The following is a 23578-nucleotide window of genomic DNA, read 5'->3' as shown; positions in this document are numbered from 1 at the left end:
AACGTTGGGCCGCATTGAGCGACACATACACAGAATTTTGCCGGAGTATAACATGAAGGCGCCTTTGTTGTTATGCAACGGTTGGAGCAGGCGTCACGTAACGTTATACTGCTTCTCTTTCTTATTAAGACAACTGTCGATGCCTATATGCCTGTTTTCGCACTGATCGCCCTTGTTGCCTACTCTGTCAGCCTCGCGCTGATTATTCCCGGACTGCTGCAAAAAAACAGCGGCTGGCGGCGCATGGCTATTCTTTCGGCGGTCATCGCACTGATAAGCCACGCGTTTGCGCTGGAATCACGCATTATTCCCGGCGACGGCAGCGTGCAAAACCTGAGCGTCCTCAACGTCGGCTCGCTGGTCAGCCTGATGATCTGTACGGTAATGACCATCGTCGCGTCTAAAAATCGCGGCTGGCTGCTGCTGCCGATTGTCTATACCTTCGCGCTGATCAATCTGGCTTTAGCCACCTTTATGCCTAATGAATTCATTACGCATCTGGAGGCGACGCCGGGGATGCTGGTGCACATCGGCCTGTCACTGTTCGCCTATGCGACGCTGATCATCGCCGCGCTTTACGCCATGCAGCTCGCCTGGATTGATTACCAGTTGAAAAACAAAAAGCTGGCGTTCAACCATGAAATGCCGCCGCTGATGGTCATTGAGCGTAAGATGTTCCACATCACCCAGATAGGCGTGGTGCTGCTGACGCTCACGCTCTGCACCGGCCTGTTTTACATGAAGAACCTGTTCAGCGTGGAGAATATCGATAAAGCAGTGCTCTCCATCATCGCGTGGTTTGTCTATATTGTCCTGTTGTGGGGCCATTATCATGAAGGCTGGCGCGGTCGTCGCGTCGTCTGGTTCAACGTCGCGGGTGCGGGCATTCTCACCCTTGCCTATTTTGGCAGCCGCTTCATACAGCAATTTGCTGGCTAAGTTATAAAAGGAGTTCCCCCTGGAACACATCTCTACCACCACGTTGATCGTTATCCTGATCGTCATGGTGGTCATCTCCGCCTATTTCTCCGGCTCGGAAACCGGCATGATGACCTTAAACCGTTACCGGTTGCGTCATCGTGCTAAACAGGGTAACCGTGCCGCCCGCCGCGTTGAAAAACTGCTCCGCAAGCCGGATCGGCTGATAAGCCTGGTGCTTATCGGCAACAACCTTGTCAATATTCTGGCCTCAGCCCTCGGCACCATCGTTGGGATGCGCCTGTACGGCAATGCCGGGGTGGCGATTGCCACCGGCGTGCTGACGTTTGTGGTACTGGTGTTTGCCGAAGTATTGCCAAAAACCATCGCCGCGCTTTACCCGGAAAAGGTGGCCTACCCGAGCAGCTTCCTGCTGGCGCCGCTGCAGATCCTGATGATGCCGCTGGTCTGGCTGCTGAACATGGTCACGCGCGTTTTAATGCGGATGGTGGGGATCAAAGCCGACGTCACTATCAGCAGCGCGCTCAGCAAAGAAGAGCTGCGCACCATCGTGAACGAATCCCGCTCGCAGATCTCCCGGCGCAATCAGGATATGCTCCTGTCGGTGCTGGATCTGGAAAAAGTGAGCGTGAACGACATCATGGTGCCGCGCAACGAAATCGTCGGTATCGACATCAACGACGACTGGAAAGCCATTGTCCGCCAGCTGACGCACTCCCCGCATGGGCGCATCGTGCTCTATCGCGACTCGCTGGATGACGCCATCAGCATGCTGCGCGTGCGCGAAGCCTACCGTCTGATGACCGAGAAAAAAGAGTTCACCAAAGAGGTGATGCTGCGCGCCGCGGACGAGATTTACTACGTGCCGGAAGGTACGCCGCTCAGCACGCAGCTGGTTAAATTCCAGCGCAACAAGAAAAAAGTCGGCCTGGTGGTCAACGAGTACGGCGATATTCAAGGCCTGGTGACGGTCGAAGATATTCTGGAAGAGATTGTCGGAGACTTTACCACGTCGATGTCCCCTTCCCTCGCGGAGGAAGTGACTCCGCAGAACGACGGTTCGGTGCTGATTGACGGTAGCGCGAACATCCGTGAACTCAACAAAGCCTTTAACTGGCATTTGCCGGAAGATGAAGCTCGTACCATGAACGGGATGATTCTGGAAGCGCTGGAAGAGATCCCAGCAGCGGGCACGCGGGTGCGCATTGAGCAGTACGATATTGATATCCTGGACGTGCAGGACAATATGATTAAGCAGGTGAAGGTGCTGCCCGTTACGCCACTTCGGGAAAGTATTGCCGAATAAAACGTAGGCCGGGTAAGGCGAATGCCGCCACCCGGCACTACAGATAGCAAATTACGCTTTCGCTTTCGCCACGGTCACCATCGCCGCGCGGATGGTACGGCCGTTCAGGGTGTAACCTTTCTGCATCACGCCCAGCACTTTACCGGCTTCAATCTCTTCAGATTCCACCATCGCAATGGCCTGGTGAACGTTTGGATCCAGCGGCACATCGGTATCCGCAATCACTTCCACGCCAAACTTACGCACCACGTCGAGCATGGATTTCAGCGTCAGTTCGATACCTTCGATCATCGCCGCGTTATCCGGATTCGCTTTGTCAGCCACTTCCAGCGCGCGGTCGAGGCTATCGATCACCGGCAGCAGTTCGTTGACGAATTTCTCCAGCGCAAATTTATGCGCCTTCTCAACGTCCTGCTCGGTGCGACGACGCAGGTTTTCCATTTCCGCCTTGATGCGCAGAACGGTGTCGCGTTCGCGATTCTGTGCTTCTACCAGTTGGGCTTCCAGATTCGCAATTTTTTCATCGCGCGGGTCCACCTGCTCAGCAGATGCGTCTGGCTCTACAGCCTCAACTTCATCGTGCTGTTCCGTGATAATTTCTTCAGGGGCTTGCCCCTCAGGCGTTTTCTGTTCTTTACTACTCATGAATTTCTCCGCGTTTTTCTGCATTCATCTCGCTAACTTCGCTTATTATGGGGATCAGTTTCCTGGATTCAAGGGAACAAGAGAGATTGTCATCATTCATCAGGCACAAGGACCTCCAGAAAATGAATAATCATTTCAGGTGTATTGGGATCGTCGGGCATCCGCGTCACCCTACCGCATTGACGACACATGAAATGTTGTATCGCTGGTTGTGTAGCAAAGGCTATGAAGTGATGGTCGAGCAGCAAATTGCGCAGGAACTGCAGCTGAAGAGCGTCAAAACCGGCACGCTGGCGGAGATTGGCCAACAGGCCGATCTCGCCGTGGTGGTGGGCGGCGATGGCAACATGCTCGGCGCGGCACGCACGCTGGCGCGTTATGACATCAAGGTCATCGGTATCAACCGCGGCAATCTCGGCTTTTTAACCGACCTCGACCCGGACAACGCGCAGCAACAGCTGGCCGACGTGCTGGAAGGTCATTATATCAGCGAAAAACGCTTTTTACTGGAAGCGCAGGTGTGCCAGCAGGACTGCCAGAAGCGCATCAGCACCGCCATCAACGAAGTGGTCCTTCACCCCGGTAAAGTGGCGCACATGATTGAGTTTGAAGTCTATATCGACGAAATCTTTGCCTTCTCCCAGCGTTCTGACGGGCTGATTATCTCCACCCCGACCGGCTCAACCGCCTACTCGCTTTCTGCGGGCGGCCCGATCCTGACGCCCTCTCTGGATGCTATTACGCTAGTGCCGATGTTCCCGCACACGCTCTCCGCGCGCCCGCTGGTGATTAACGGCGACAGCACGATACGTCTGCGCTTCTCGCACCGCCGTAACGACCTGGAGATCAGCTGCGACAGCCAGATCGCGCTGCCAATCCAGGAAGGTGAAGATGTTCTTATTCGCCGGTGTGATTACCACCTGAACTTGATTCACCCGAAAGATTACAGCTATTTCAACACATTAAGCTCGAAGCTTGGCTGGTCAAAAAAATTGTTCTGATTTTGCATCCAGTACTTTACTGTATAAAAAACCAGTTTATACTGTATGTAAACACAGTTATGGTTTTTCATACAGGAAAACATTTATGCTGGCACAACTGACCATCAGCAACTTTGCCATTGTTCGTGAGCTTGAGATCGATTTCCACAGCGGCATGACGGCGATCACCGGCGAAACCGGTGCGGGTAAATCCATTGCCATTGATGCCCTCGGCTTGTGCCTTGGCGGCCGTGCAGAAGGCGACATGGTGCGCATGGGCGCAAACCGTGCCGATCTTTGCGCACGTTTCTCCCTGAAAGATACCCCTGCAGCCCTGCGCTGGCTGGAACAAAATCAGCTCGAAGATGGACGTGAGTGTTTACTTCGCCGCGTGATCAGCAGCGACGGGCGCTCCCGAGGCTTTATCAACGGCACGGCAGTCCCGCTCTCCCAGCTCCGCGAACTCGGCCAGCTGCTTATCCAGATCCACGGTCAGCATGCGCATCAGCAACTCGTCAAACCAGAACAGCAGAAAGCCTTGCTTGATGGCTATGCGGGTGAGTACGCGCTTACTCAACTTATGGCGGAGCACTACCGCCAGTGGCATCAGAGCTGCCGCGAGCTCGCCCAGCACCAGCAGCAAAGCCAGGAGCGCGCCGCGCGTGCGGAGCTGCTGGCGTACCAGCTTAAAGAGCTGAACGAATTCAACCCGCAGGCGGGTGAGTTTGAACAAATTGACGAAGAGTACAAGCGCCTCGCCAACAGCGGCCACCTGCTCTCAACCAGCCAGAATGCCCTCAACATGCTGGCAGATGGCGAAGACGTTAACCTGCAGAGCCAGCTGTACAATGTCCGTCAACTGGTCACCGAACTGGCCGGCATGGACAGTAAGCTTTCTGGCGTACTGGATATGCTGGAAGAGGCCGCGATTCAAATCTCAGAAGCCAGTGACGAACTGCGTCATTATTGTGAACGGCTGGACCTCGACCCGAACCGCCTGTTTGAGCTGGAGCAGCGCCTTTCTCGTCAGATTTCACTGGCGCGCAAGCACCATGTCACGCCGGAAGAACTACCAGGCTATTATCAGTCTCTGCTCGAAGAACAGCAGCAGCTTGACGATCAGGCGGATTCGCAGGAAACCCTCTCTCTGGCCGTGAACCTGCATCATCAGCAGGCGCTGACCACGGCGAAAAAACTGCATGAGATCCGTCAACATTACGCTCAGGAGCTAAGCCAGCACATCACCGACAGCATGCACACGCTGGCGATGCCGCACGGTATATTCACCATTGATGTCCGTTTTGAAGAGAACCACCTGACGGCAGAAGGGGCGGATCGCATCGAGTTCCGCGTCACCACCAACCCGGGGCAGCCGCTGCAGGCAATCTCCAAAGTGGCATCCGGCGGTGAACTGTCGCGTATTGCGCTGGCGATTCAGGTGATTACCGCACGTAAAATGGAAACCCCGGCGCTGATTTTCGATGAAGTGGATGTCGGCATCAGCGGCCCAACGGCGGCAGTGGTGGGTAAACTGCTGCGCCAGCTAGGTGAATCAACGCAGGTGATGTGTGTCACCCACCTGCCGCAGGTCGCGGGCTGTGGTCATCATCACTTTATTGTCAGTAAAGAAACCGACGGCGAAATGACCGAAACGCACATGAAGCCGCTGGATAAACGCGCGCGTCTGCAGGAGCTGGCACGACTGCTCGGCGGCAGTGAAGTCACGCGTAACACGCTCGCGAACGCGAAAGAACTGCTGGCGGCATAAACTTTTTCGGGATCTCAGGGTCATACAGAACAACAAAAACGCCGCCAGACCGGTTTCAAAGTGGGGCAAGGTCTATTATCATCGGCATATTACATATGAGCCGCGTTCTGCTCGGGCCCGAAAAGGAATCAAATCACTATGCGTTGTAAAATGCTGACCGCTGCCGCAGCGGTTCTTCTGATGTTGACCGCAGGCTGTTCCACTCTGGAGAAAGTGGTTTACCGTCCTGACATCAACCAGGGGAACTACCTTACCCCTAACGATGTGTCCAAAATCCGCGTGGGGATGACACAACAGCAGGTCGCTTATGCACTGGGAACCCCGATGATGACCGATCCGTTCGGCACTAACACCTGGTTCTATGTATTCCGTCAGCAGCCAGGCCACGAAAGCGTGACCCAGCAGACCCTGACGCTGACCTTCAGCAGCGCCGGTGTGTTGACCAACATCGACAACAAGCCTGCGCTGACCAAATAATCAGGCGTCAGAAAAGCAAAAAGGTGCTCATTGAGCACCTTTTTTGTTTTGTGTTGATCCCCTCGCCGCTTTAGGGAGAGGAACAGGGTGAGGGGAAGAAGCGCTACTTACCCGCCTTCTCCGCACGCTGACGACGCAGCTCTTTCGGATCGGCAATCAGCGGACGATAAATCTCGACCCGGTCGCCCTCCCTCAGCACATCGCCCAGCTTCACCGGACGGCTGTAAATCCCGATCTTATTCTTCGCCAGGTCGATATCGCTGCGAAGCTCAAGGATGCCGGACGCGCGGATAGCCGCCTCAACGGTGGCACCCTCTTCCAGCATTACGCGCTGTAAGTACTGCTTCTCCGGCAGCGCGTAGACCACCTCTACAGCAATCTTATGCGACACTGTAAACCTCTTTGGCGCGGGTGGTAAACGCCTGAACCATATTTGACGCCAGCTCTTTAAAGATGCGGCCAAACGCCAGCTCAATTAGCTTATTGGTGAACTCAAAGTCCAGATGGAACTCAATGCGGCAGGCGTCAGCGCTCAGTGGCGTAAACTTCCAGCCACCCATCAAGGTTTTAAATGGACCATCCACCAGATGCATCAAAATACTCTGATTGTTAGTCAGCGTATTGCGGGTGGTGAACGTCTTGCTGATCCCCGCTTTGGAGACATCCACCGCCGCAGTCATCTGCGTCGGGCCAGACTCCAGAACGCGGCTCCCGGTACATCCAGGGATAAACTCTGGATAAGACTGAACATCGTTCACTAACTGATACATTTGTTCCGCGCTGTAAGGAACGAGCGCAGTACGGCTAATCTGAGGCATAGCATTTTCCATGGTCACACAACGGACAAATAATAACATTTATCACCTGTTAAAAAAACGCTAAGCCTCATCTCGTGCTAAGATAGCGCGTTAGACCTCACAGGACGCAATGAGGTGACTTTTTGAAATCAGATTACCGACGGCTTTACGACACTTATGACGAAGAAAAAAGCACATAAACCAGGCTCGGCGACCATTGCGCTCAACAAGCGTGCTCGCCACGAGTATTTCATTGAAGAAGAATTCGAAGCTGGCCTTGCGTTGCAGGGCTGGGAAGTAAAATCGCTGCGCGCCGGGAAAGCCAACATCGGCGACAGCTACGTGATCCTTAAAGATGGCGAAGCCTTCCTGTTCGGCGCGAACTTTACGCCGCTGACCGTCGCCTCGTCGCACTACGTATGTGACCCAACGCGCACCCGTAAGCTGCTGCTGAACAAGCGTGAGCTGGAATCCCTCTACGGACGCATCAACCGTGAAGGTTTCACCGTGGTCGCCCTGTCACTGTACTGGAAAAATGCCTGGTGCAAAGTGAAAATTGGCGTCGCGAAAGGTAAAAAACAGCACGACAAACGTACTGACCTGAAAGAACGCGAGTGGCAGTTGGATAAAGCGCGCATTATGAAAAACGCAGGACGTTGATTCTGCACACTTATTGTACTATTCAATAAGTTAGCGTTCCGGGCTGGTATCCAGGAAGTGAAATCTGGTATACTTAGTTCAACACTATTGGGGCTGATTCTGGATTCGACGGGATTTGCGAAACCCAAGGTGCATGCCGAGGGGCGGTTTGCCTCGTTAAAAGCCGCAAAAAAATAGTCGCAAACGACGAAAACTACGCTTTAGCAGCTTAATAACCTGCTCTGAGCCCTCTCTCCCTAGCTTCCGCTCTTAAGACGGGGATCAAAGAGAGGTCAAACCCAAAAGAGATCGCGTGGAAGCCCTGCCTGGGGTTGAAGCGTTAAAACTAATCAGGCTAGTTCGTTAGTGGCGTGTCTGTCCGCAGCTGGCGTGCGAATGTAAAGACAAACTAAGCATGTAGTACCGAGGATGTAGAAATTTCGGACGCGGGTTCAACTCCCGCCAGCTCCACCAAAATTCTCCATCGGTGATTACCAGAGTCATCCGATGAAGTCCTAAGAGCCCGCACGGCGCAAGCCCTGCGGGCTTTTTTGTGTCTGCATTTTATCCCGCGAAGTGCGTAAAATATTCCGGCAACAATGGAACATTACGCCATCAAACATTGTTTCGCTCATGCTCAATGAGCCATTCTTTGCGCGAAATACCACCGCCGTAACCCGTCATCTTTCCATCTTTGCCAATTATTCTGTGACAAGGGATCACAATCGCAATCCGGTTTGCACCATTAGCTGCAGCGACGGCGCGCACAGCATTGGGCTTATTCATCCCTAGCGAAATGGCCTGATAGTGCGAGGTCTGTCCATAAGGAACTGCACGCAACTCATGCCAGACGGATTGCTGAAAATCGCTGCCCGGGGCATCCACAGAGAGCTCAAACTGTCGTCGAGTTCCGGCAAAATACTCGCTGATTTCTTTTACTGTCTGCCGGGTATGGCTGTTTTCTCCGGTGACAATTCTGGCGTTAAATAAACGCTGGATATCGCGGAATTCCGTTTCTAACATCCGGCGATCGGTAAACTCCAGCAGACACACTCCCCGCTCAGTCGCGCAGACAAACATAGGCCCAAGCGTAGTGGTAAACCGATGAATGACAATCACCTCGGTTGCCTGAGTCGGCGCTGCGCCAGTAAGCCGCTTGTAGATGTAACCAAACCCGCTCAGGGATTCATAGCCATTGTCCAGCGCCACGTCAGTAGCCGCTCGTCCGCTTTTTAGCTCCTGCAGGGCAACGTTCACCCGCTGCATTCGCTGGAAAGCCTGGAAAGTGATGCCGTGATGTTGCAGGAACCAGCGTCTTACCCGCTCCGGACTGATTCCGTGCTGGCGAAGCTGCGCGTCAGCCACACGGGATTTAATATCGCGCCTGACAAGCGCAAGCGCCTGTTCAACAAATAATGGCGCGCTGTGCGCATTTTCAGCGGGTCTGCAGACCTTACAGGGACGAAAGCCATCCGCCAGGGCGGATTTGGCATCTTTATAAAATTCAACATTTTCGCGCCTGGGCTTTCGCGCCCGGCATACCGAAATGCAGAATACGCCAGTAGTTTTGACGCCAACAAAAAATACGCCGGTATATTCTGAATCTCGTTCGAGTAATGCCTGATACCAGATATCACACAAATTCTTATCGGTTATTTTCATCGCTAAAAAGTCCTGCAAATGACTGACGAGTTCGAATCGCATGCATTACATCACTCAGCGTTGACTGCATGGCTGAATGAACAAAATTGCCCATTGAAATGCGGTTTACCCCGGCCAGCTTCAGCCTGTCGAACGACGGAAGATCGGGCATACACATGACGTTCAGAGGCAGACCCGTTGCCTCTGCAATGAGGCTGATGTCTTTCTCTGACGTCAGACAGGGAACAAAAAGGCCATCAGCACCTGCAGCTTTATAGCTCTGACCCCGTAATATCGTCTCCTGCAATGCGTCTTCATGCCCGAGCAGGTAAGTGTCAGTCCGAATGTTCAGAAACAGGCTACAGTTTTCGCTTCTCAGCGCATTGCATACTGTTCTCAGATTACGGGAAAAATCAGAGATATCGTCAAGCTGACGCTTACCATTAATGACTCTGCTGTCTTTAAGGTTAACGCCTGCTACGCCTGTCTGAGCAAGGCGCCTGAGATTAGCGACTATCTCTTTGGCTGAATCACCATATCCTGCTTCCATGTCAACGCTCAATGGCAGGCTGCTGACAGCCCGGATACGGGTGACCACATAAAATAACGCATCAAACGGCATTCCCTGCCCGTCTTCATATCCCAGCATGGACGCTATTGCTGCACTGGACGTTCCCAGTGCCTGATAGCCTGCTTCTTGCGCTGCGACAGCACTGGCGGCGTCCCAAACGTTAGCGATAAGCAGGGGCTGCTCCTGGTTGTGGAGTTCTGCAAAATTCATATTCATTTCCTCTCAATAGATTGAAAATGAATCTAAGCATTCAGTATGAACGTCACAACCGAAATTCAGACGACCATTTTTTAGCAAGCGTAGTCTGGATTCGCAGACCAGTCAGATCTGTTGTAAACCAGCTGCGCTAACCTGCATTTTTTCATCCGCAACGTTAGTTCGCAGATGCCGTCGGTCTGATCGTAATTTCTGTTGTATCGACACTCTCAGGCGCCTCGATGATGTGGCGCACAGCGCGGGCGATATCAGCAGGTTTGAGGGCAATAGCACGGTACGCGTCCATCGCCGCCATGGTTTCCGGGTGCGTAATGGTCGAGGCCAGTTCGCTTTCCACTACCCCAGGGTTAACGCAGGTCACGCGGATGTTCGAACTTTCCTGACGTAAACCATCCGAAATTGCCCGTACGGCGAATTTGGTGGCACAGTAGACGGCAGCCGTGGGCACCACGGACAAGGCACCAATCGAGCCGATATTAATGATTTGTCCCGACCCCTGGGCTTCCATAATCGGCAGAACGGCGCCTATCCCCCACAGCACGCCCTTGACATTCACGTCAATGGTGCGCTCCCACTCATCCTGCTTGCCTGCCGAAAGCGGAGAAAGAGGCATGATGCCTGCGTTGTTAATCAGCACGTCAATGCGGCCCCACTTTTCACGCGCTGCCTGTACGAAGTCAGCCATCGACTGGCGGCTGGTAACGTCTAAGACTGCGGCCTCTGCTTCCCCCCCTGCACTGCGGATTTCAGCAGCCAGGGCGTTGATGCGATCCAGCCTGCGAGCGCCCAGGAAAACGTTCGCGCCTGCCTTGCCTAACTCTCTGGCAATACCTTCTCCGATACCGCTTGATGCACCGGTAATTAAGATAACTTTGTTCATGTTTTGCTCCTTACGTTGAGTTCAACGTGATAATAGATACTCACCATTGTTTCTTGTATCCTGCATTTACTGGACTCACTGGTTAGCAATTTTAAACAATGAAAATCGATCTCAATCTGTTACCCGTTTTTCTGGCGGTCGCCGAGGAGCGCAGCTTTAGCGCTGCCGCCGCGCGGCTGGGCATAACCCGCTCCGCTGTCAGCCAGGGGATTAGGCGGCTTGAAGATGGTTTTCAAACCCTGCTGGTGATGCGCACCACGCGCTCGGTAAGCCTCACTGAAGCAGGTGAACGGCTGCGTAAATCGTTGCAGGCCCCTATCGCCAATATTGAAGCGGCATTTGAAGACGTCGCGTCGGACAGCACACCGCGCGGCCAGCTCAGAATCGCGGTCACCTCAATCGCGGAAGCGTTTCTCTCTGGCCCGCTGCTCGCTTCGTTTGCGGCTGCGCATCCTGCGGTATCGCTTGATATCTTCGTGTCGGACGAGGAGTTCGATATCGTGGCGGCGGGCTATGACGCCGGGGTAAGGCTGGGTGAAGTTATTGAAAAAGACATGATCGCCGTTCCCCTTACGGGTCAGCAGCGTGAGAGGGTGGTGGCTTCACCGTCCTATCTGGCGACTCACGGCGTACCTGAGCACCCCCGCGAGCTGGTGGCTCACCGGTGTATCGGCTGGCGCCCAGCCCCGGACGTTGCCCCCTATCGCTGGGAATTTGAGGAGGCGGGCGTTCCTTTCGATGTGGCGATTGAACCGCAGATCACCACAAACGATCTGCGCCTTATGCTCAGCCTGGCACTGGCCGGCGGCGGCATAACCTTAGCCACGGAGGATACATTCACTCCGTATATTGAAACGGGGCAGCTTGTTGCCCTGCTGGATACGTTTCTTCCGTCTTTTCCAGGCTTTTATCTCTATTTCCCCCAGCGTCACAATATGGCGCCTAAGCTAAGAGCCCTGATCGAGCACGTCCGCCAGTGGCGACAGCCAGCGGCAACGTAAAGCGTACAACGCTAACAAGGCCAGTAACTTTCATGCAGATTTTCCTTACCCTGCCGCTGCCCTTTGATAAACATCAACGACACCGCCCTCCTCCCATGGAAAAGTAAAAACGGACACAATTCACTCAGGGGATATGTCGTGCCGGGGATGGCTTAACGATGTATCTCGTACGCTGGACAAGACATCACACAAGGATGGAGCCTTAAAATGTACAGACCCATGGTCGTTATTTTCTTTATTCTGCTGACCCTTGCAGCCCTCATAGAAATAGGTTTTTTATCCTTCGGGTGATCCTCAAGCAAGGAGGCGCTTACCTGGGTACTTTGATCTCATTACAGTTTTTTCCTAAAGCCACCCCGCTTCGTCTGTGCCATGCTGAATCACGCTCATAACCGATAACGTTAAATGAGGATATTATGAAAAAAACAATTATCGCATTATCTGCCGTTCTGCTGGCTTCCCCAGTATTTGCTGCGACCACACATGCAACTGACGATACCGTCGCTGCGGCGAACGCAAACGCCAACGAAGCGAAGCAAAAACTGCACGAAGAGCAGAACAAAGGCGAAGAGCTGAAGCTGAAACAGCAGCATGCTGCGGAAGGTAAAAGCGAAAGCTTTGGCAGCAAAGTCAGCGAAGATTCCCAGAAAGCCTGGCATAAAACCAAAGAAGGCACCGAGAAGGGGTGGGATGCCACTAAAGAAGGCGCAGAGAAAGGCTGGAACAAAACCAAAGAAGGTGCCAGCGAGCTGGAAAAGAAAGTCACTGAATAACCGACATACTCACCTCAGGGCCGCGTTAGCGGCCTTTTTTATTGCTTCGAATAAAAGCGATACGTCGTGTATATCTGCCCCTTTTTGTTCGCCGCCTTATGACGACAGATAGGATTGATGCAAATGTCCGGATGCCCATCCCTGCGGTCATTTTTTTTCGCCCTCAGTATCAGGTTAATGAATGACCGTATTGAAAATACAGCAGGTTATTATATTTCCTGCTCGCAGTAGCATAATTCCAACACCGCATAAGAATATATTTTAAATCCCTATTAATATAATATAATATAATATATCCTACATCAAGAATGTTATCCTAACTTAAACCATGATTAAGCAGCTTTAAATAATAACCTTTTTAATTGCATTCTAAAACGCCACTACCAATTATTAAATCACATCTAAAACATAAATAAAAAGCATACTGCGATCAGAAAAAAACCAACAAAAACAATCTAATAATAAAATAAATACATAAACCTCATCAATAAATTAATGGCCTCTTTACGACCTACCTCTTTATTTACGAAAGCTTAATTTGCACATTCACCGTTTTCTGGCTATATCATTTTTATATTCTCAAAACCAAATCCTCTATTAATTACAGGGTTTTATAAGGCACAAAATACGCATAACAAACATTCTGTCTCGTAAGTAATTACATTCGCTCTGATGTTGCCACTCTGAATCCTGGCGGGCATCGTTCGCTCTAAAAAAGACGGTGAGTGCTGTTTAAAAAACAGTAACTCCGCCGGGGGCGCCCTTTACCTTCTCCAGAGATGGCTCGTCTTGCTCGTCGTTCACGATAACTCTGCTGGAGTAATACCTAAATGAGCCAAATCTCTGTTATATCAAAACTCACTGGCGTGGAAACGACTACGGAAGGCACACAGGTTACGCTGAGCCATTCCTCTATCGTTGAGCTTCATGTAGAGCGAGCCGATGTCTCCCACTTCGCGCGAAGTGGTAACGATCTGGTGGTGACACTGCACTCAGGGGAAGTGATCACCCTTAAAAATTTCTATGTCACCGACGCGCAGGGCGTGAGCCAGCTGGTGCTCCAGGAGAGTGACGGTGCGTTATGGTGGATTGAAGATCCCACCGGAGCCGCCACGTACGAATCCATCGCGTCCACGGACGCCTTGCTGGCCGCATCCGGGAGTGATGCAGGTGGTGCCGCCATCTGGCCGTGGGCGCTGGGCGGCATTGTCGCGGCTGGCGCCATCGCGGCGGTGGCAAGCTCCAGCGGCGGGGGCGGCGGGGATGACGATGATGGGAATAACAACAATCCTAACCCTAACCCCAGTACGCCAGTCGATCCCACCAACCCGGATACAACACCGCCGAATGCACCCTCCGGCCTTCAGTTCTCGTCGGACGGTAAAAGCGTCACCGGTACCGCCGAGCCCGGCAGTACCATCACGCTGAAAGACGCGAACGGCAACGTCCTTGGCACCGGAAAAACAGGCAGTGACGGCAACTTTACCGTGTCTCTCGGCACTCCGCTGACCAACGGCGAACAGGTGACCGCCACCGCGACGGATGCGGCCGGGAATACCAGCCAGGGCACAACGATTACGGCGCCGGATCTCACCGCACCCGATGCCCCAACGATCGGCAGCGTGACGGACGATATTGATCCTCAAACGGGGTCGGTCACAAACGGCGGCAGCACCAACGATCCACGCCCGCAGCTCAGCGGCACCGCGGAGGCGGGCTCCACCGTAACCATCTATGATGGCGGAGTCGCCATTGGCACGGCGCTCGTCGCCAGCAACGGCACCTGGACATTTACCCCGTCAACCGATCTGACTGAAAGCACCCACCAGATTACCGTGCGGGCAACCGATGCCGCCGGCAACCTCGGACCGGCCTCACCGGTATTTACCCTCACCGTGGATCTTACTCCGCCGACCGCGCCAACCGCGATTGTGCTGACCGACGACACGGGTGCGATCAGAGGGACCATAACCGCAGGCACGCCTACCGATGCGTCAAAGCCGATCCTGGCGGGAACGGGCGAGCCCGGTGGCACAATCACTATCTACGATAACGGCGTTGCGGTTGGAACCACAACGGTGCTGCCGAACGGCACCTGGAGCGTCACGCCAGACGGCCCGCTCGCGGACGGAACGCACACGATAACCGTCGTTGAAACCGATGCAGCCGGAAACCAGAGTGCGGCCTCAGAGCCAATCATCTTCACCGTGGACACCACGCCGCCGCTGGCCCCCGGCGACCTCGTCGTATCGAATGATGGCGGCACCATCACCGGCACCGCGGAGCCTGGCAGCACGGTAACCATCCGTGAAGGCGACGCTATCCTTGGCACCCCTGTGGCCGACAGCGAGGGCAACTTTAGCCTGACGCTGACCCCGCCTAAGCTCAACGGCGAAATCCTGACCGCAGACGCCACCGACGCTGCGGGCAACACGGGGCCAGCAACCTCCGCAGCAGCGCCGGATATCACCCCACCGCAGGCCCCGGTTATCGTGTCGGTGATTGACGACGTGCTGAACACAACCGGTCCCGTGGACCAGAATGGGCTGACCAACGACCGGGCGCCGACCCTGAACGGCACGGGCGAACCCGGTTCGACCATCACGATTTTCAACGGCAGCGATATCATCGGCACGGTGGTCGTCCCCTCATCCGGCCTGTGGAACTTTACGCCGCCCTCACCGCTGGCCGATGGCACATACGTGCTGACGGCAACGGCGACGGATGCCGCCGGTAACCCGAGCGGACAATCGAACGCGTGGACCATTATCGTCGACGGGACGGCACCGGCCGCCCCGGTGATTACGCAGGTCGTTGACGATGTGCCTGAACGTACTGGCTCGCTCGACCTCAATGAGACCACCAATGATTCAACTCCGACGCTCAGCGGTACCGCCGCGGCCAACGCCACGGTCACCATCCGCGTGGATGGGGTTGATATTGGAACCGCCGTCGCCGATGGCCTCGGCGCGTGGAGCTTTACTCCGGACACCCCGATCGCTGAGGGTCAACATACCCTGACCGCCGTCGCAACTGACGCGGCGGGCAACATTAGCGACGTTTCCAACAGCTGGGGCATCATCATTGACAGCGTTGCCCCGGATGCGCCGGTCATTACCCAGGTGGTGGATGATGTGCCAGAGCGCCTCGGCGCGCTCAACTCTGGCGACAGCACCAATGACACCACGCCGACGCTCAACGGCACCGCGGAGCCGGGCTCAACCGTCACCATCCGCCAGGACGGCGTCGATCTCACGACAATTGTGATCGACAGCAGCGGCACGTGGACCTATACCCCAACCACACCGCTTGTTAACGGCACCTATACCTTTACCGCCGTCACCACCGATGGAGCGGGTAATACCAGCCAGCCGTCAGGCGGCTTTACCCTGACCGTCGATACCACGCCGCCAGCGGCGGCCACTATCGCCACCGTAACCGATGACGTCGGCGGCGTTAACGGGCCGCTTACCAGCGGCGACACCACCGACGACACCACGCCGACCCTGAGCGGCACCGCGCCGGCAGATGCGGTGATTACCGTCTATGACGGTACCACCCTGCTCGGCACCGCGACCCTCGACGGCAGCGGCGGCTGGAGCTTTACCCCCATTATCCCGCTCACCGACGGCCCGCATACGCTGACGGTGCATGCCACGGATGCCGCGGGCAATACCACCATCTCAACGCCGTTTGAACTGACGGTAGATACCGTTCCGCCAGCCACGCCGGAGATCCCGGCAATCACCGTCAATCCTGACGGCACAGAAACGCCGCTGAACCCGGGAGAAACCACCCGCGACACCACGCCGACCCTGAGCGGCACCGGCAATCCGGGCGATACCGTGACCATCTACAACGGTGGGGTCAAGCTTGATGATGTGCTCGTGGACGGCACCGGCAACTGGACCTGGACGCCAGCTACCCCGCTGCCTAACGGCACCTATGACATTACCCTTACCGTCACCAATATGGACGGCACGGGCAACGAAAGCGCCCCGTCGCAGCCGGTCACCATCACCATTGATACCGATGCGCCAACAGCACCAGCAGCACCGGTGATTACCGACAGCGTCAGCCAGATAACCGGCCCCGTTCCCGATGGCGGAACCACCAACGATCCGCGCCCGATCCTGAGCGGCACCGGTACGGCGAATGACGTTATCAACATCACTGATACCGTTAACGGCACACCGACCATCGTGGGCACCGTGACGGTAGACAGCAACGGCAACTGGAGCTGGCGTCCTGACAGTAATATTGGGGAAGGCAGCCACGTCTATACCGCCACCGCCACCGATGAGGCGGGCAACGTCTCTGACCCGTCGCCAGCGATTACGATTACCGTGGATACCGTAGCACCGGATGTCCCGGTGTTTGACGCCGTCGGGGGCCAGCCGAATGGGGGCTTAATCACCGATGCGACGCCAACCGTCGGAGGTACCGGCACGACTGGCGACACGGTCATCGTTTACAATAACGGCGTTGAGGTAGGACGTGTCGATGTCGTTAACGGAGAATGGAGCTTTGTCCTGCCACCACAGCAGGACGGCCTGCTGAACATCACCGTTGCGGGAGTCGATGCCGCGGGTAACGTCAGCGCGCCGAGCCCGGTCGTTTCCGTCACGCTTGATACCCTTGCGCCGGAAATCCCCGTCATTAGCGCCGTTGCTGACAGCCAGCTCTCCAACAACCAGCTGTATACGCAGGACGGCACGCCAACCCTTACCGGGACCGGTGAGCCGGGAACTACCGTGATCGTTTCCGTAAACGGCACGCCATCTGCCGTGACGGTAACAGTGCAGCCGGATGGCACCTGGGGCTGGACTGCCGACGCGACGCTGCCGGATGCTACATATACCTTCACCGTCTCTTCCAGCGATCCGGCGGGTAACCTCTCTGGCAGTTCAGCACCGCTGAGCGTGACGGTCGATACCGTCGCCCCGGCCGATCCGGGCAATATGCTCCTGGCTGATGAAGGAACACCGCTGACCGGTACCGGCGAAGAGGGAAGCACCATTACCGTGAAAGACAGCGGTGGCACGGTCATTGGTACCGGCGTTGTCGGCAGCGACGGCAGCTTCTCCATTGCGCTGAGCCCGGCGCAGCTGGATCCAACCACGCTGACCGTGACCGCCACGGACGCCGCAGGAAATGCCAGCGCTGACGTGCCTTTTATCGTCACCGACTCGCCGCTTGAGCTGCCGCAGGTACCCGTCATTACGGCCATCGTCGATGACGTGGACCCGGTCACCGGCGATGTGAAAGGCAAAACCACCAACGACACCACGCCAACGCTTACCGGTACGGCCGAAGCGGGCAGCGTGATTACTATCTATCAGGACGGTAGCACGACGCCATTGACAACGGTGACCGCCGACGGCAGCGGCAACTGGAGCTATACGCCGGCCGCGCTTGGCGAGGGGCTGCACACCTTTGAGGTGACCGCGACCCTCAACGGTGCCACCAGCGGCCGCTCTCCGGCGGCCAGCGTAACCGTCGATCTGACCGCGCCGGGCACGCCAACTATTGGCTCGGTCATTGACGACGTGGGTCCTGTCACCGGTCCGCTGACCAGCGGCCAGACCACCAACGACAGCCAGCCGACCCTCACCGGCACCGGCGCGGTGGGTGATACCATCTCCATCTACAACAACGGCGTGCTGCTGGACAGCGTGGTGGTTGGTAATACCGGCACCTGGAGCTACACCACGCCCGCCCTGCCAGAAGGCAGTAATGTTCTGACCATCCGCGAGACCGATCCGGCGGGAAATCAGAGCGGTCCTTCGGCGGACTTCACCATCGTGGTAGATTCCATTTCCACCACGCCGGTCATCACCAGCGTAACGGATAATGTGGGCAATACCGCCACCCCGGTAGCCAGCGGCAGCGAAACGAACGACGCCACGCCAACCCTTTCGGGGACAGCGGACGCAAACAGCATCGTGACCATTTTCGATGGCGCTACCCAGATTGCCGTGGTTACGGCTGATGGCACCGGCGCGTGGAGCTTTACGCCAGAGACCGCGCTTGTCGAAGGGCCACACGCGTTCACGGTTCAGGCAACCGATCCGCAGGGTAACCTGAGCCTGGTCTCCGCCCCGTGGAGCGTGGTGGTTGACCTCACGGCGCCGACGGTTCCAACGCTGGATACGGTAAGTGATAACGTCCCTGGCGGCGTCACGGGCAACCTCACCAGCGGGCAGGCGACCAACGACAACACCCCAACGATTAGCGGCACCGGACAGGCAGGCAGCACCATCTACATCATGAATAACGGTACGCAGTTGGGTACGACGACCGTCGACGGAAACGGTAACTGGTCCTTCACCCCGACCACGCCGCTGGACGACGGCAGCTACTCCCTGCGCGCGTACGCAACGGATGCCGCGGGCAACGCCTCGGCGAACTCGTCGGTCTTCGCCTTCACCGTCGATACCGCAGGCCCCGGCGTGCCGGTGGTGACCAGCGTGATTGACGATGTCGCACCGACCACGGGGACGCTCACGTCGGGTAACAGCACTAACGACGCGCGTCCGACCTTCAACGGTACGGGCGACGTGGGTTCTACGGTGCACGTGATTGTTGATGGCAACGAAATTGGCACCGCCGTGGTCAATGCCCAGGGCAGCTGGACCTTCACGCCGGGTATCGATCTGATCGACGGACCGCATGCCATTACTTTCAACGCCACCGACGCGGCGGGCAACGTGGGTACTGCAACGGCACCGTTTAACCTGACGGTGGATACGGGCGTGCCGTCTGCGCCGGTCATTTCAGCCGCGGCAGATAACGTGGGCAGTATTCAAACCCCGCTCACTTCCGGGCAAAGCACCGACGACACCACGCCAACGCTGAGCGGCACCGCGACGGCCAACGCCACGGTCACTATCTATGAAAACGGGCAGCCTGTCGGCACCGCGCTGGCTGACGGTACCGGTGCATGGAGCTTTACGCCGTCCACGCCGCTGGCGGCTGGCAGCCACACCTGGACCGCCACGGTCACCGATGCCGCAGGGAACATCAGCCCCGCCTCGCCAGGCTTTACGCTGGTTGTCGATAGCACGGCACCCACCGCGCCGGTTATCAGCCAAGCGATTGACGATGTGGGGAGCATTACCGGGCCAATCACGTCCGGGCAGACGACCGACGACACCGTACCGCGGCTGGTCGGAACCAGCGAACCGTTTGCCACCGTGAATATCTATGAGGGAACCACGCTGGTCGGGACGGGCACCGCAGACGGCAGCGGCAGCTGGAGTATCTTACTCAATACCACGCTGACAGAGGGGGCGCACAGCTTCACCGCGCAGGCTACGGATGCCGCAGGCAACACCAGCGCGTCGTCCGCAAGCTTCAGTCTGACGATTGACACCGCGCCGCCAGCGCTGCCGGTGCTCACCAGCATTCTGGATGACGTCGGCAATGCGGCAACGCCAGTAGCGAACGGAGGAATAACCAACGACGCGCAGCCAACCCTCAGCGGTACGGCGGAAGCGGGTTCTACGGTGAAAATCTTCGATAACGGCGTGCAGATCGGCAGCGTGATCGCCACCGGCGGGGCGTGGAGCTATACGCCTTCTCCGGCGCTGGGCAACGGCCCGCACACGTTGACCTTTACCGCCACCGATGCGACGGGCAATGCCAGCGCGCCAACCGCCGGGTACACGATTAACGTCGATACCCTTGCTCCGGCAGCGCCGGTCATCAGCTCGGTAATTGATGATGTCGGTAGCGTCATCGGTCCGGTAACCGGCACCAACCCGACCAACGACACGCGTCCGGCCCTGAGCGGGACCGCCGAAGCGAATGCAACGGTACGGATCTACGATGGCATCACGCTGGTGGGCATCGTCACCGCCGACGGCAATGGCAACTGGACGCTGCCGGAAACCACCACGCTGACGCAGGGCACCCACAACTTCACCGCCACGGCCACCGATGCCGCAGGCAACACCAGCCCGGCATCGGCCGTGACGACGATTATCGTCGATCTGACCGCGCCAACGGCCCCAACCGGAACCTTCAACGCCGACGGTAGCGTATTAACCGGGAATGCTGAAGCAGGCAGTACCGTCACCATCCGACTCACGGACGGCTCGACGGTCACGACCACAGCGGGCAGCAACGGCACGTACAGCTACACCTTCGTTAACAAACAGACTGAAGGCCAGACGCTGCAAATCACCGCCACCGACGTGGCGGGCAATATCTCGCAGCCCGGCTCGGCGCTCGCGCCGGTGGTGCCGCTCTCCGCCAGCAATAATGTCGAAGAGCTGGATCTCAGCACCACGGCCACCGTCACCAACAGCCAGTACAGCGACTACGGCTTCCTGCTGGTCGGTGCCGTGGGCAACGTCCTGACGCTGCTCGGTAATGACACCGCTCAGGTCAACTTCACCGTGGGCAGCGGCGGCAGCGCGGATATCGTCGTGAACGCCAACGCCACGGGGGCCGTGCTCTCTCTGCTCAACACCCTTGAGCTGGTGGTTCAGCGCTTTGACACCGTTAACAACACCTGGACTACCGTAGTCGATACCGGACAGCCGCAGTTTGCCGACCTGCTGACCCTGGGGGCAACCGGCGTTTCGCTAAACCTGACCGGGCTGGCGGACGGCAACTACCGCGTGCTGAGCTATAACACCAACCTGCTGGCAACCGGCTCCTACACCAGCCTCGACGTGGCGGTGAAAGAGACCGGGCCGGGCACCGTTACGGGCGACACCAGCCTCGGCGGTAACGTGATCACCGACGTTGACCCAACCGCAGGCAGCGACAACGCTCCGGCAGGGGCAACGGTCACGGCCGTCACTAACGCCCAGGGTGTCACCACCAGCGTCACTGCCGACGGCACGGTGATCCAGGGTCAGTACGGTACGCTGACCATTAACCGCGACGGCAGTTACACCTACGATCTGACCAACACCAGCGCATCGGTGATTGGCCGGACGGAGAGCTTCAGCTACACCATCACGCATAACGGCGTCAGCGCGTCGGCGAATCTGGTGCTGTCGCTGGGCACCGGTACCGCCACCAGCGGTATTGTCGCGGTTGACGATACGAACTCGCTGACCTTCGATACCACCGTCAACGCGATTAACAACGGTACGTCGTCCCAGGGCGGCTTTACCCTGGTGGGAATCAATCTTGGCAACACGCTGGGGCTGAACCTGCTGGACGATATGACCAATCCCATCATCTATAACGTGGAGGAAGGCACTACCCGCACCATGACCATCCAGGCCTCCGTGGGCGGCGTGGCGCTGGCGTCGGTGTTTGATCTGTACGTCTACAAGTTCAACAACGCGACCCAGACCTTCGAGCAGATGCGCGTTGAACCAGGCTGGCTGCGCGCGCCGCTGTTGGGCGGCACCTCGCCTCAGCTGACGCTGCAGCTGCCGGCCGGTGAGTACCTGTTCCTGCTGAATACGGCAGCGGGGATCACCGCCCTGACGGCCTACACGCTGGACGTACTGCAGGATCATGTCTACAGCGTGGCGAGCGTCAGCGCGAGCACTACCGGGGACGTTCTGTCGGATGATATTGCGCCAGTCGGCACGCTGGTGACGGAAGTTAATGGCGTAGCGGTGAACAGCAGCGGTCTGACGAACATTACCGGTGAGTACGGTACGCTGAGCATCAACGCGGCCGGGGAGTACACCTACACCCTGAATAGCGGCGTCGGCGTTGACCACATCAGCACCCCGGATACCTTCGTCTACACCATTACCGCGCCGGACGGCACGAAAGACACGGCTTCGCTCAACATCACCCCAACCGCGCAGCCGATGGATGCGGTGAATGATGTCAGCACCGCAATGGACGTGACGTCGGTACACCCCACCGCCGCGTACTCGGATACAACCGTCGGGTCGGCGAGCTGGAACGCCGCGCTGCTCGCTTCAACCCAAGGCTCCGGCTCCGGCACCTTCGTGGTGGATGCCAATACCGCGCTGCACAACGTGGTGCTGTCGTTTAACGTCGCCTCGTTGCTGACGCTTACAGGGTTGACGGTTGACTGGACGCTGACCAACGGCGCCACCACCGTCAGAACCGGCTCGTTCAACGGCGGGCTGCTGCTGGGCGGCACGGCAACGGTCAACCTGACGGGTCTCGACCTGGAGGCGGGGACCTACACCCTGAGCTATACCGGCAGAATGGGGCCGCTGGGAGTAGGAAATATCACCATCACCCCAAGCGTCACCGGCACAAGCTACTCGCTGTCGCAGTTCGACGCCACGGGCACCCACACCGTTGACGGCAACATTTTCGACGGCACCGGTTCCGCAGGGACGATGGACCAGCTGCACTCGGTGGATACCCGCGTGAGCATTACCGGCTACGACGGCGTTACCACTACGCTGGATCCCTACACCGGCAGCACGCAGTCGAGCATCACGGGTCACTACGGCACGCTGGCGATTGCCGCAGACGGCAGTTACACCTATACGCTCAACCCGGGGATATCGCTCTCTACCATTACCACGAAGGAGGTCTTTAACTACACCCTGACCGCTGCCAACGGCACCACGGACACCGCGTCGCTGACCATCAACATGGCGCCGAAATTTATCAGTTCGGAGCATAACGATGTGATTAGCGGTACGGCCTACGGCGACACCCTGATTTATCAGGTGCTGAACAGCACGGCGGGCAACGCGACGGGGGGCAACATCACCAGCGCCGGCGGCGACCACTGGACGAACTTCTCCCTGGCGCAGGGAGACAAGATCGACATTGGCGATCTGCTTGTGGGCTGGGACGGTAATACCGCCTCGCTGGGGAATTATATCAATGTCACGCAAAGCGGTAGCAACACTGTGATCTCCATCGACCGTGACGGCGCAGGGAGCACCTACACTAATACTGCACTCGTTACGCTTGATAACGTGCAGACCACGTACGACGAGCTTGTGAACCAGCAACACATCATTACCTGATAACA

At 56.9% G+C, this 23578-nt stretch carries 15 protein-coding genes and 1 other RNA gene; 10 read left to right on the top strand and 6 right to left on the bottom strand.

All coding sequences use genetic code 11. The annotated features are described in order from the left end of the window. Positions 1-147: 147 nt before the first annotated feature. Together IM313_RS21015 and IM313_RS21010 are read left to right on the top strand one after the other, a co-directional pair. Positions 148-939, top strand: coding sequence for an inner membrane protein YpjD (locus IM313_RS21015; protein WP_032645009.1), 792 nt, complete (start codon positions 148-150; stop codon positions 937-939). Positions 940-958: 19 nt separating this feature from the next. After that, positions 959-2245 (top strand): HlyC/CorC family transporter, encoded by a 1287-nt coding sequence (locus IM313_RS21010; protein ID WP_032644905.1) that lies wholly within the window; start codon positions 959-961, stop codon positions 2243-2245. A gap of 51 nt (positions 2246-2296) precedes the next feature. On the opposite strand, the gene grpE is transcribed toward IM313_RS21010, so the two are convergent. After that, positions 2297-2890 carry a nucleotide exchange factor GrpE gene (gene grpE / locus IM313_RS21005; protein WP_032644906.1) on the bottom strand — a complete coding sequence of 198 codons (594 nt, stop codon included), beginning with the start codon at positions 2888-2890 and terminating at the stop codon, positions 2297-2299. A 122-nt stretch (positions 2891-3012) separates the two neighbouring features. On the opposite strand from grpE, the gene nadK reads away from it, so the two are divergent. The 3 genes from nadK to bamE all read left to right on the top strand — a co-directional run bounded on the left by nadK (position 3013) and on the right by bamE (position 6115). After that, on the top strand, positions 3013-3891 hold the full coding sequence (nadK, locus tag IM313_RS21000; RefSeq protein WP_008502500.1) for an NAD(+) kinase: 879 nt from the start codon (positions 3013-3015) through the stop codon (positions 3889-3891). An 85-nt stretch (positions 3892-3976) separates the two neighbouring features. Continuing rightward, entirely contained in the window at positions 3977-5638 is a 1662-nt protein-coding gene (gene recN / locus IM313_RS20995; protein WP_059358044.1) for a DNA repair protein RecN, read from the top strand. A gap of 138 nt (positions 5639-5776) precedes the next feature. Next, complete coding sequence (gene bamE, locus IM313_RS20990) at positions 5777-6115, top strand: outer membrane protein assembly factor BamE (RefSeq protein ID WP_028014132.1); 339 nt, start codon at positions 5777-5779, stop codon at positions 6113-6115. A gap of 103 nt (positions 6116-6218) precedes the next feature. Here bamE and IM313_RS20985 read toward each other — a convergent pair whose 3' ends face one another. Beyond that, positions 6219-6506, bottom strand: coding sequence for an RnfH family protein (locus tag IM313_RS20985; RefSeq protein WP_192971723.1), 288 nt, complete (start codon positions 6504-6506; stop codon positions 6219-6221). After that, positions 6496-6933 carry a type II toxin-antitoxin system RatA family toxin gene (locus tag IM313_RS20980; protein WP_008502504.1) on the bottom strand — a complete coding sequence of 146 codons (438 nt, stop codon included), beginning with the start codon at positions 6931-6933 and terminating at the stop codon, positions 6496-6498. The genes IM313_RS20985 and IM313_RS20980 overlap by 11 nt, the downstream gene beginning before the upstream one ends. 156 nt (positions 6934-7089) lie before the next feature. Between IM313_RS20980 and smpB the strand changes: the two genes are divergently transcribed. Next, positions 7090-7572, top strand: coding sequence for an SsrA-binding protein SmpB (gene smpB / locus IM313_RS20975; RefSeq protein WP_024908331.1), 483 nt, complete (start codon positions 7090-7092; stop codon positions 7570-7572). Between the two features lie 89 nt (positions 7573-7661). After that, positions 7662-8025: a transfer-messenger RNA gene (gene ssrA, locus IM313_RS20970) on the top strand. Positions 8026-8166: 141 nt separating this feature from the next. On the opposite strand, the gene IM313_RS20965 is transcribed toward ssrA, so the two are convergent. The 3 genes from IM313_RS20965 to IM313_RS20955 all read right to left on the bottom strand — a co-directional run bounded on the left by IM313_RS20965 (position 8167) and on the right by IM313_RS20955 (position 10859). Next, the gene (locus IM313_RS20965) at positions 8167-9213 is read right to left on the bottom strand and encodes a bifunctional transcriptional activator/DNA repair enzyme AdaA (protein WP_045631577.1); all 1047 of its coding nucleotides are present in this window, start codon (positions 9211-9213) and stop codon (positions 8167-8169) included. Then, the gene (locus IM313_RS20960; RefSeq protein WP_192971722.1) at positions 9197-9973 is read right to left on the bottom strand and encodes an isocitrate lyase/phosphoenolpyruvate mutase family protein; all 777 of its coding nucleotides are present in this window, start codon (positions 9971-9973) and stop codon (positions 9197-9199) included. Before IM313_RS20960 ends, IM313_RS20965 begins: the two co-directional genes overlap by 17 nt. Positions 9974-10136: 163 nt before the next feature. Continuing rightward, positions 10137-10859 carry an SDR family oxidoreductase gene (locus IM313_RS20955; RefSeq protein ID WP_048998577.1) on the bottom strand — a complete coding sequence of 241 codons (723 nt, stop codon included), beginning with the start codon at positions 10857-10859 and terminating at the stop codon, positions 10137-10139. A gap of 98 nt (positions 10860-10957) precedes the next feature. On the opposite strand from IM313_RS20955, the gene IM313_RS20950 reads away from it, so the two are divergent. From IM313_RS20950 to IM313_RS20940, 3 genes are all read left to right on the top strand, one after another. Next, the gene (locus tag IM313_RS20950; RefSeq protein ID WP_192971721.1) at positions 10958-11860 is read left to right on the top strand and encodes a LysR family transcriptional regulator; all 903 of its coding nucleotides are present in this window, start codon (positions 10958-10960) and stop codon (positions 11858-11860) included. 416 nt (positions 11861-12276) lie between these two features. Further along, positions 12277-12633 carry a hypothetical protein gene (locus tag IM313_RS20945; RefSeq protein ID WP_028014145.1) on the top strand — a complete coding sequence of 119 codons (357 nt, stop codon included), beginning with the start codon at positions 12277-12279 and terminating at the stop codon, positions 12631-12633. Positions 12634-13463: 830 nt separating this feature from the next. Next, complete coding sequence (locus IM313_RS20940) at positions 13464-23573, top strand: BapA/Bap/LapF family large adhesin (protein ID WP_192971720.1); 10110 nt, start codon at positions 13464-13466, stop codon at positions 23571-23573. The last annotated feature ends 5 nt before the right edge of the window (positions 23574-23578 follow it).

The sequence above is a fragment of the Enterobacter cloacae complex sp. P2B genome (genome assembly GCF_014895985.1).
Lineage (GTDB): Bacteria > Pseudomonadota > Gammaproteobacteria > Enterobacterales > Enterobacteriaceae > Enterobacter > Enterobacter bugandensis.
This window is presented reverse-complemented; position numbering and strand designations above follow the sequence as displayed.

What these genes read in the sequence shown, in the direction of transcription:
- grpE (WP_032644906.1), bottom strand. Translation starts at nt 2,890, where the DNA reads ATGAGTAGTAAAGAACAGAAAACGCCTGAGGGGCAAGCCCCTGAAGAA.
- IM313_RS20945 (WP_028014145.1), top strand. Translation starts at nt 12,277, where the DNA reads ATGAAAAAAACAATTATCGCATTATCTGCCGTTCTGCTGGCTTCCCCA.
- recN (WP_059358044.1), top strand. Translation starts at nt 3,977, where the DNA reads ATGCTGGCACAACTGACCATCAGCAACTTTGCCATTGTTCGTGAGCTT.
- bamE (WP_028014132.1), top strand. Translation starts at nt 5,777, where the DNA reads ATGCGTTGTAAAATGCTGACCGCTGCCGCAGCGGTTCTTCTGATGTTG.
- IM313_RS21015 (WP_032645009.1), top strand. Translation starts at nt 148, where the DNA reads ATGCCTGTTTTCGCACTGATCGCCCTTGTTGCCTACTCTGTCAGCCTC.
- IM313_RS20980 (WP_008502504.1), bottom strand. Translation starts at nt 6,933, where the DNA reads ATGCCTCAGATTAGCCGTACTGCGCTCGTTCCTTACAGCGCGGAACAA.
- IM313_RS20955 (WP_048998577.1), bottom strand. Translation starts at nt 10,859, where the DNA reads ATGAACAAAGTTATCTTAATTACCGGTGCATCAAGCGGTATCGGAGAA.
- IM313_RS20950 (WP_192971721.1), top strand. Translation starts at nt 10,958, where the DNA reads ATGAAAATCGATCTCAATCTGTTACCCGTTTTTCTGGCGGTCGCCGAG.
- nadK (WP_008502500.1), top strand. Translation starts at nt 3,013, where the DNA reads ATGAATAATCATTTCAGGTGTATTGGGATCGTCGGGCATCCGCGTCAC.
- IM313_RS20965 (WP_045631577.1), bottom strand. Translation starts at nt 9,213, where the DNA reads ATGAAAATAACCGATAAGAATTTGTGTGATATCTGGTATCAGGCATTA.
- smpB (WP_024908331.1), top strand. Translation starts at nt 7,090, where the DNA reads ATGACGAAGAAAAAAGCACATAAACCAGGCTCGGCGACCATTGCGCTC.
- IM313_RS20940 (WP_192971720.1), top strand. Translation starts at nt 13,464, where the DNA reads ATGAGCCAAATCTCTGTTATATCAAAACTCACTGGCGTGGAAACGACT.
- IM313_RS20960 (WP_192971722.1), bottom strand. Translation starts at nt 9,973, where the DNA reads ATGAATTTTGCAGAACTCCACAACCAGGAGCAGCCCCTGCTTATCGCT.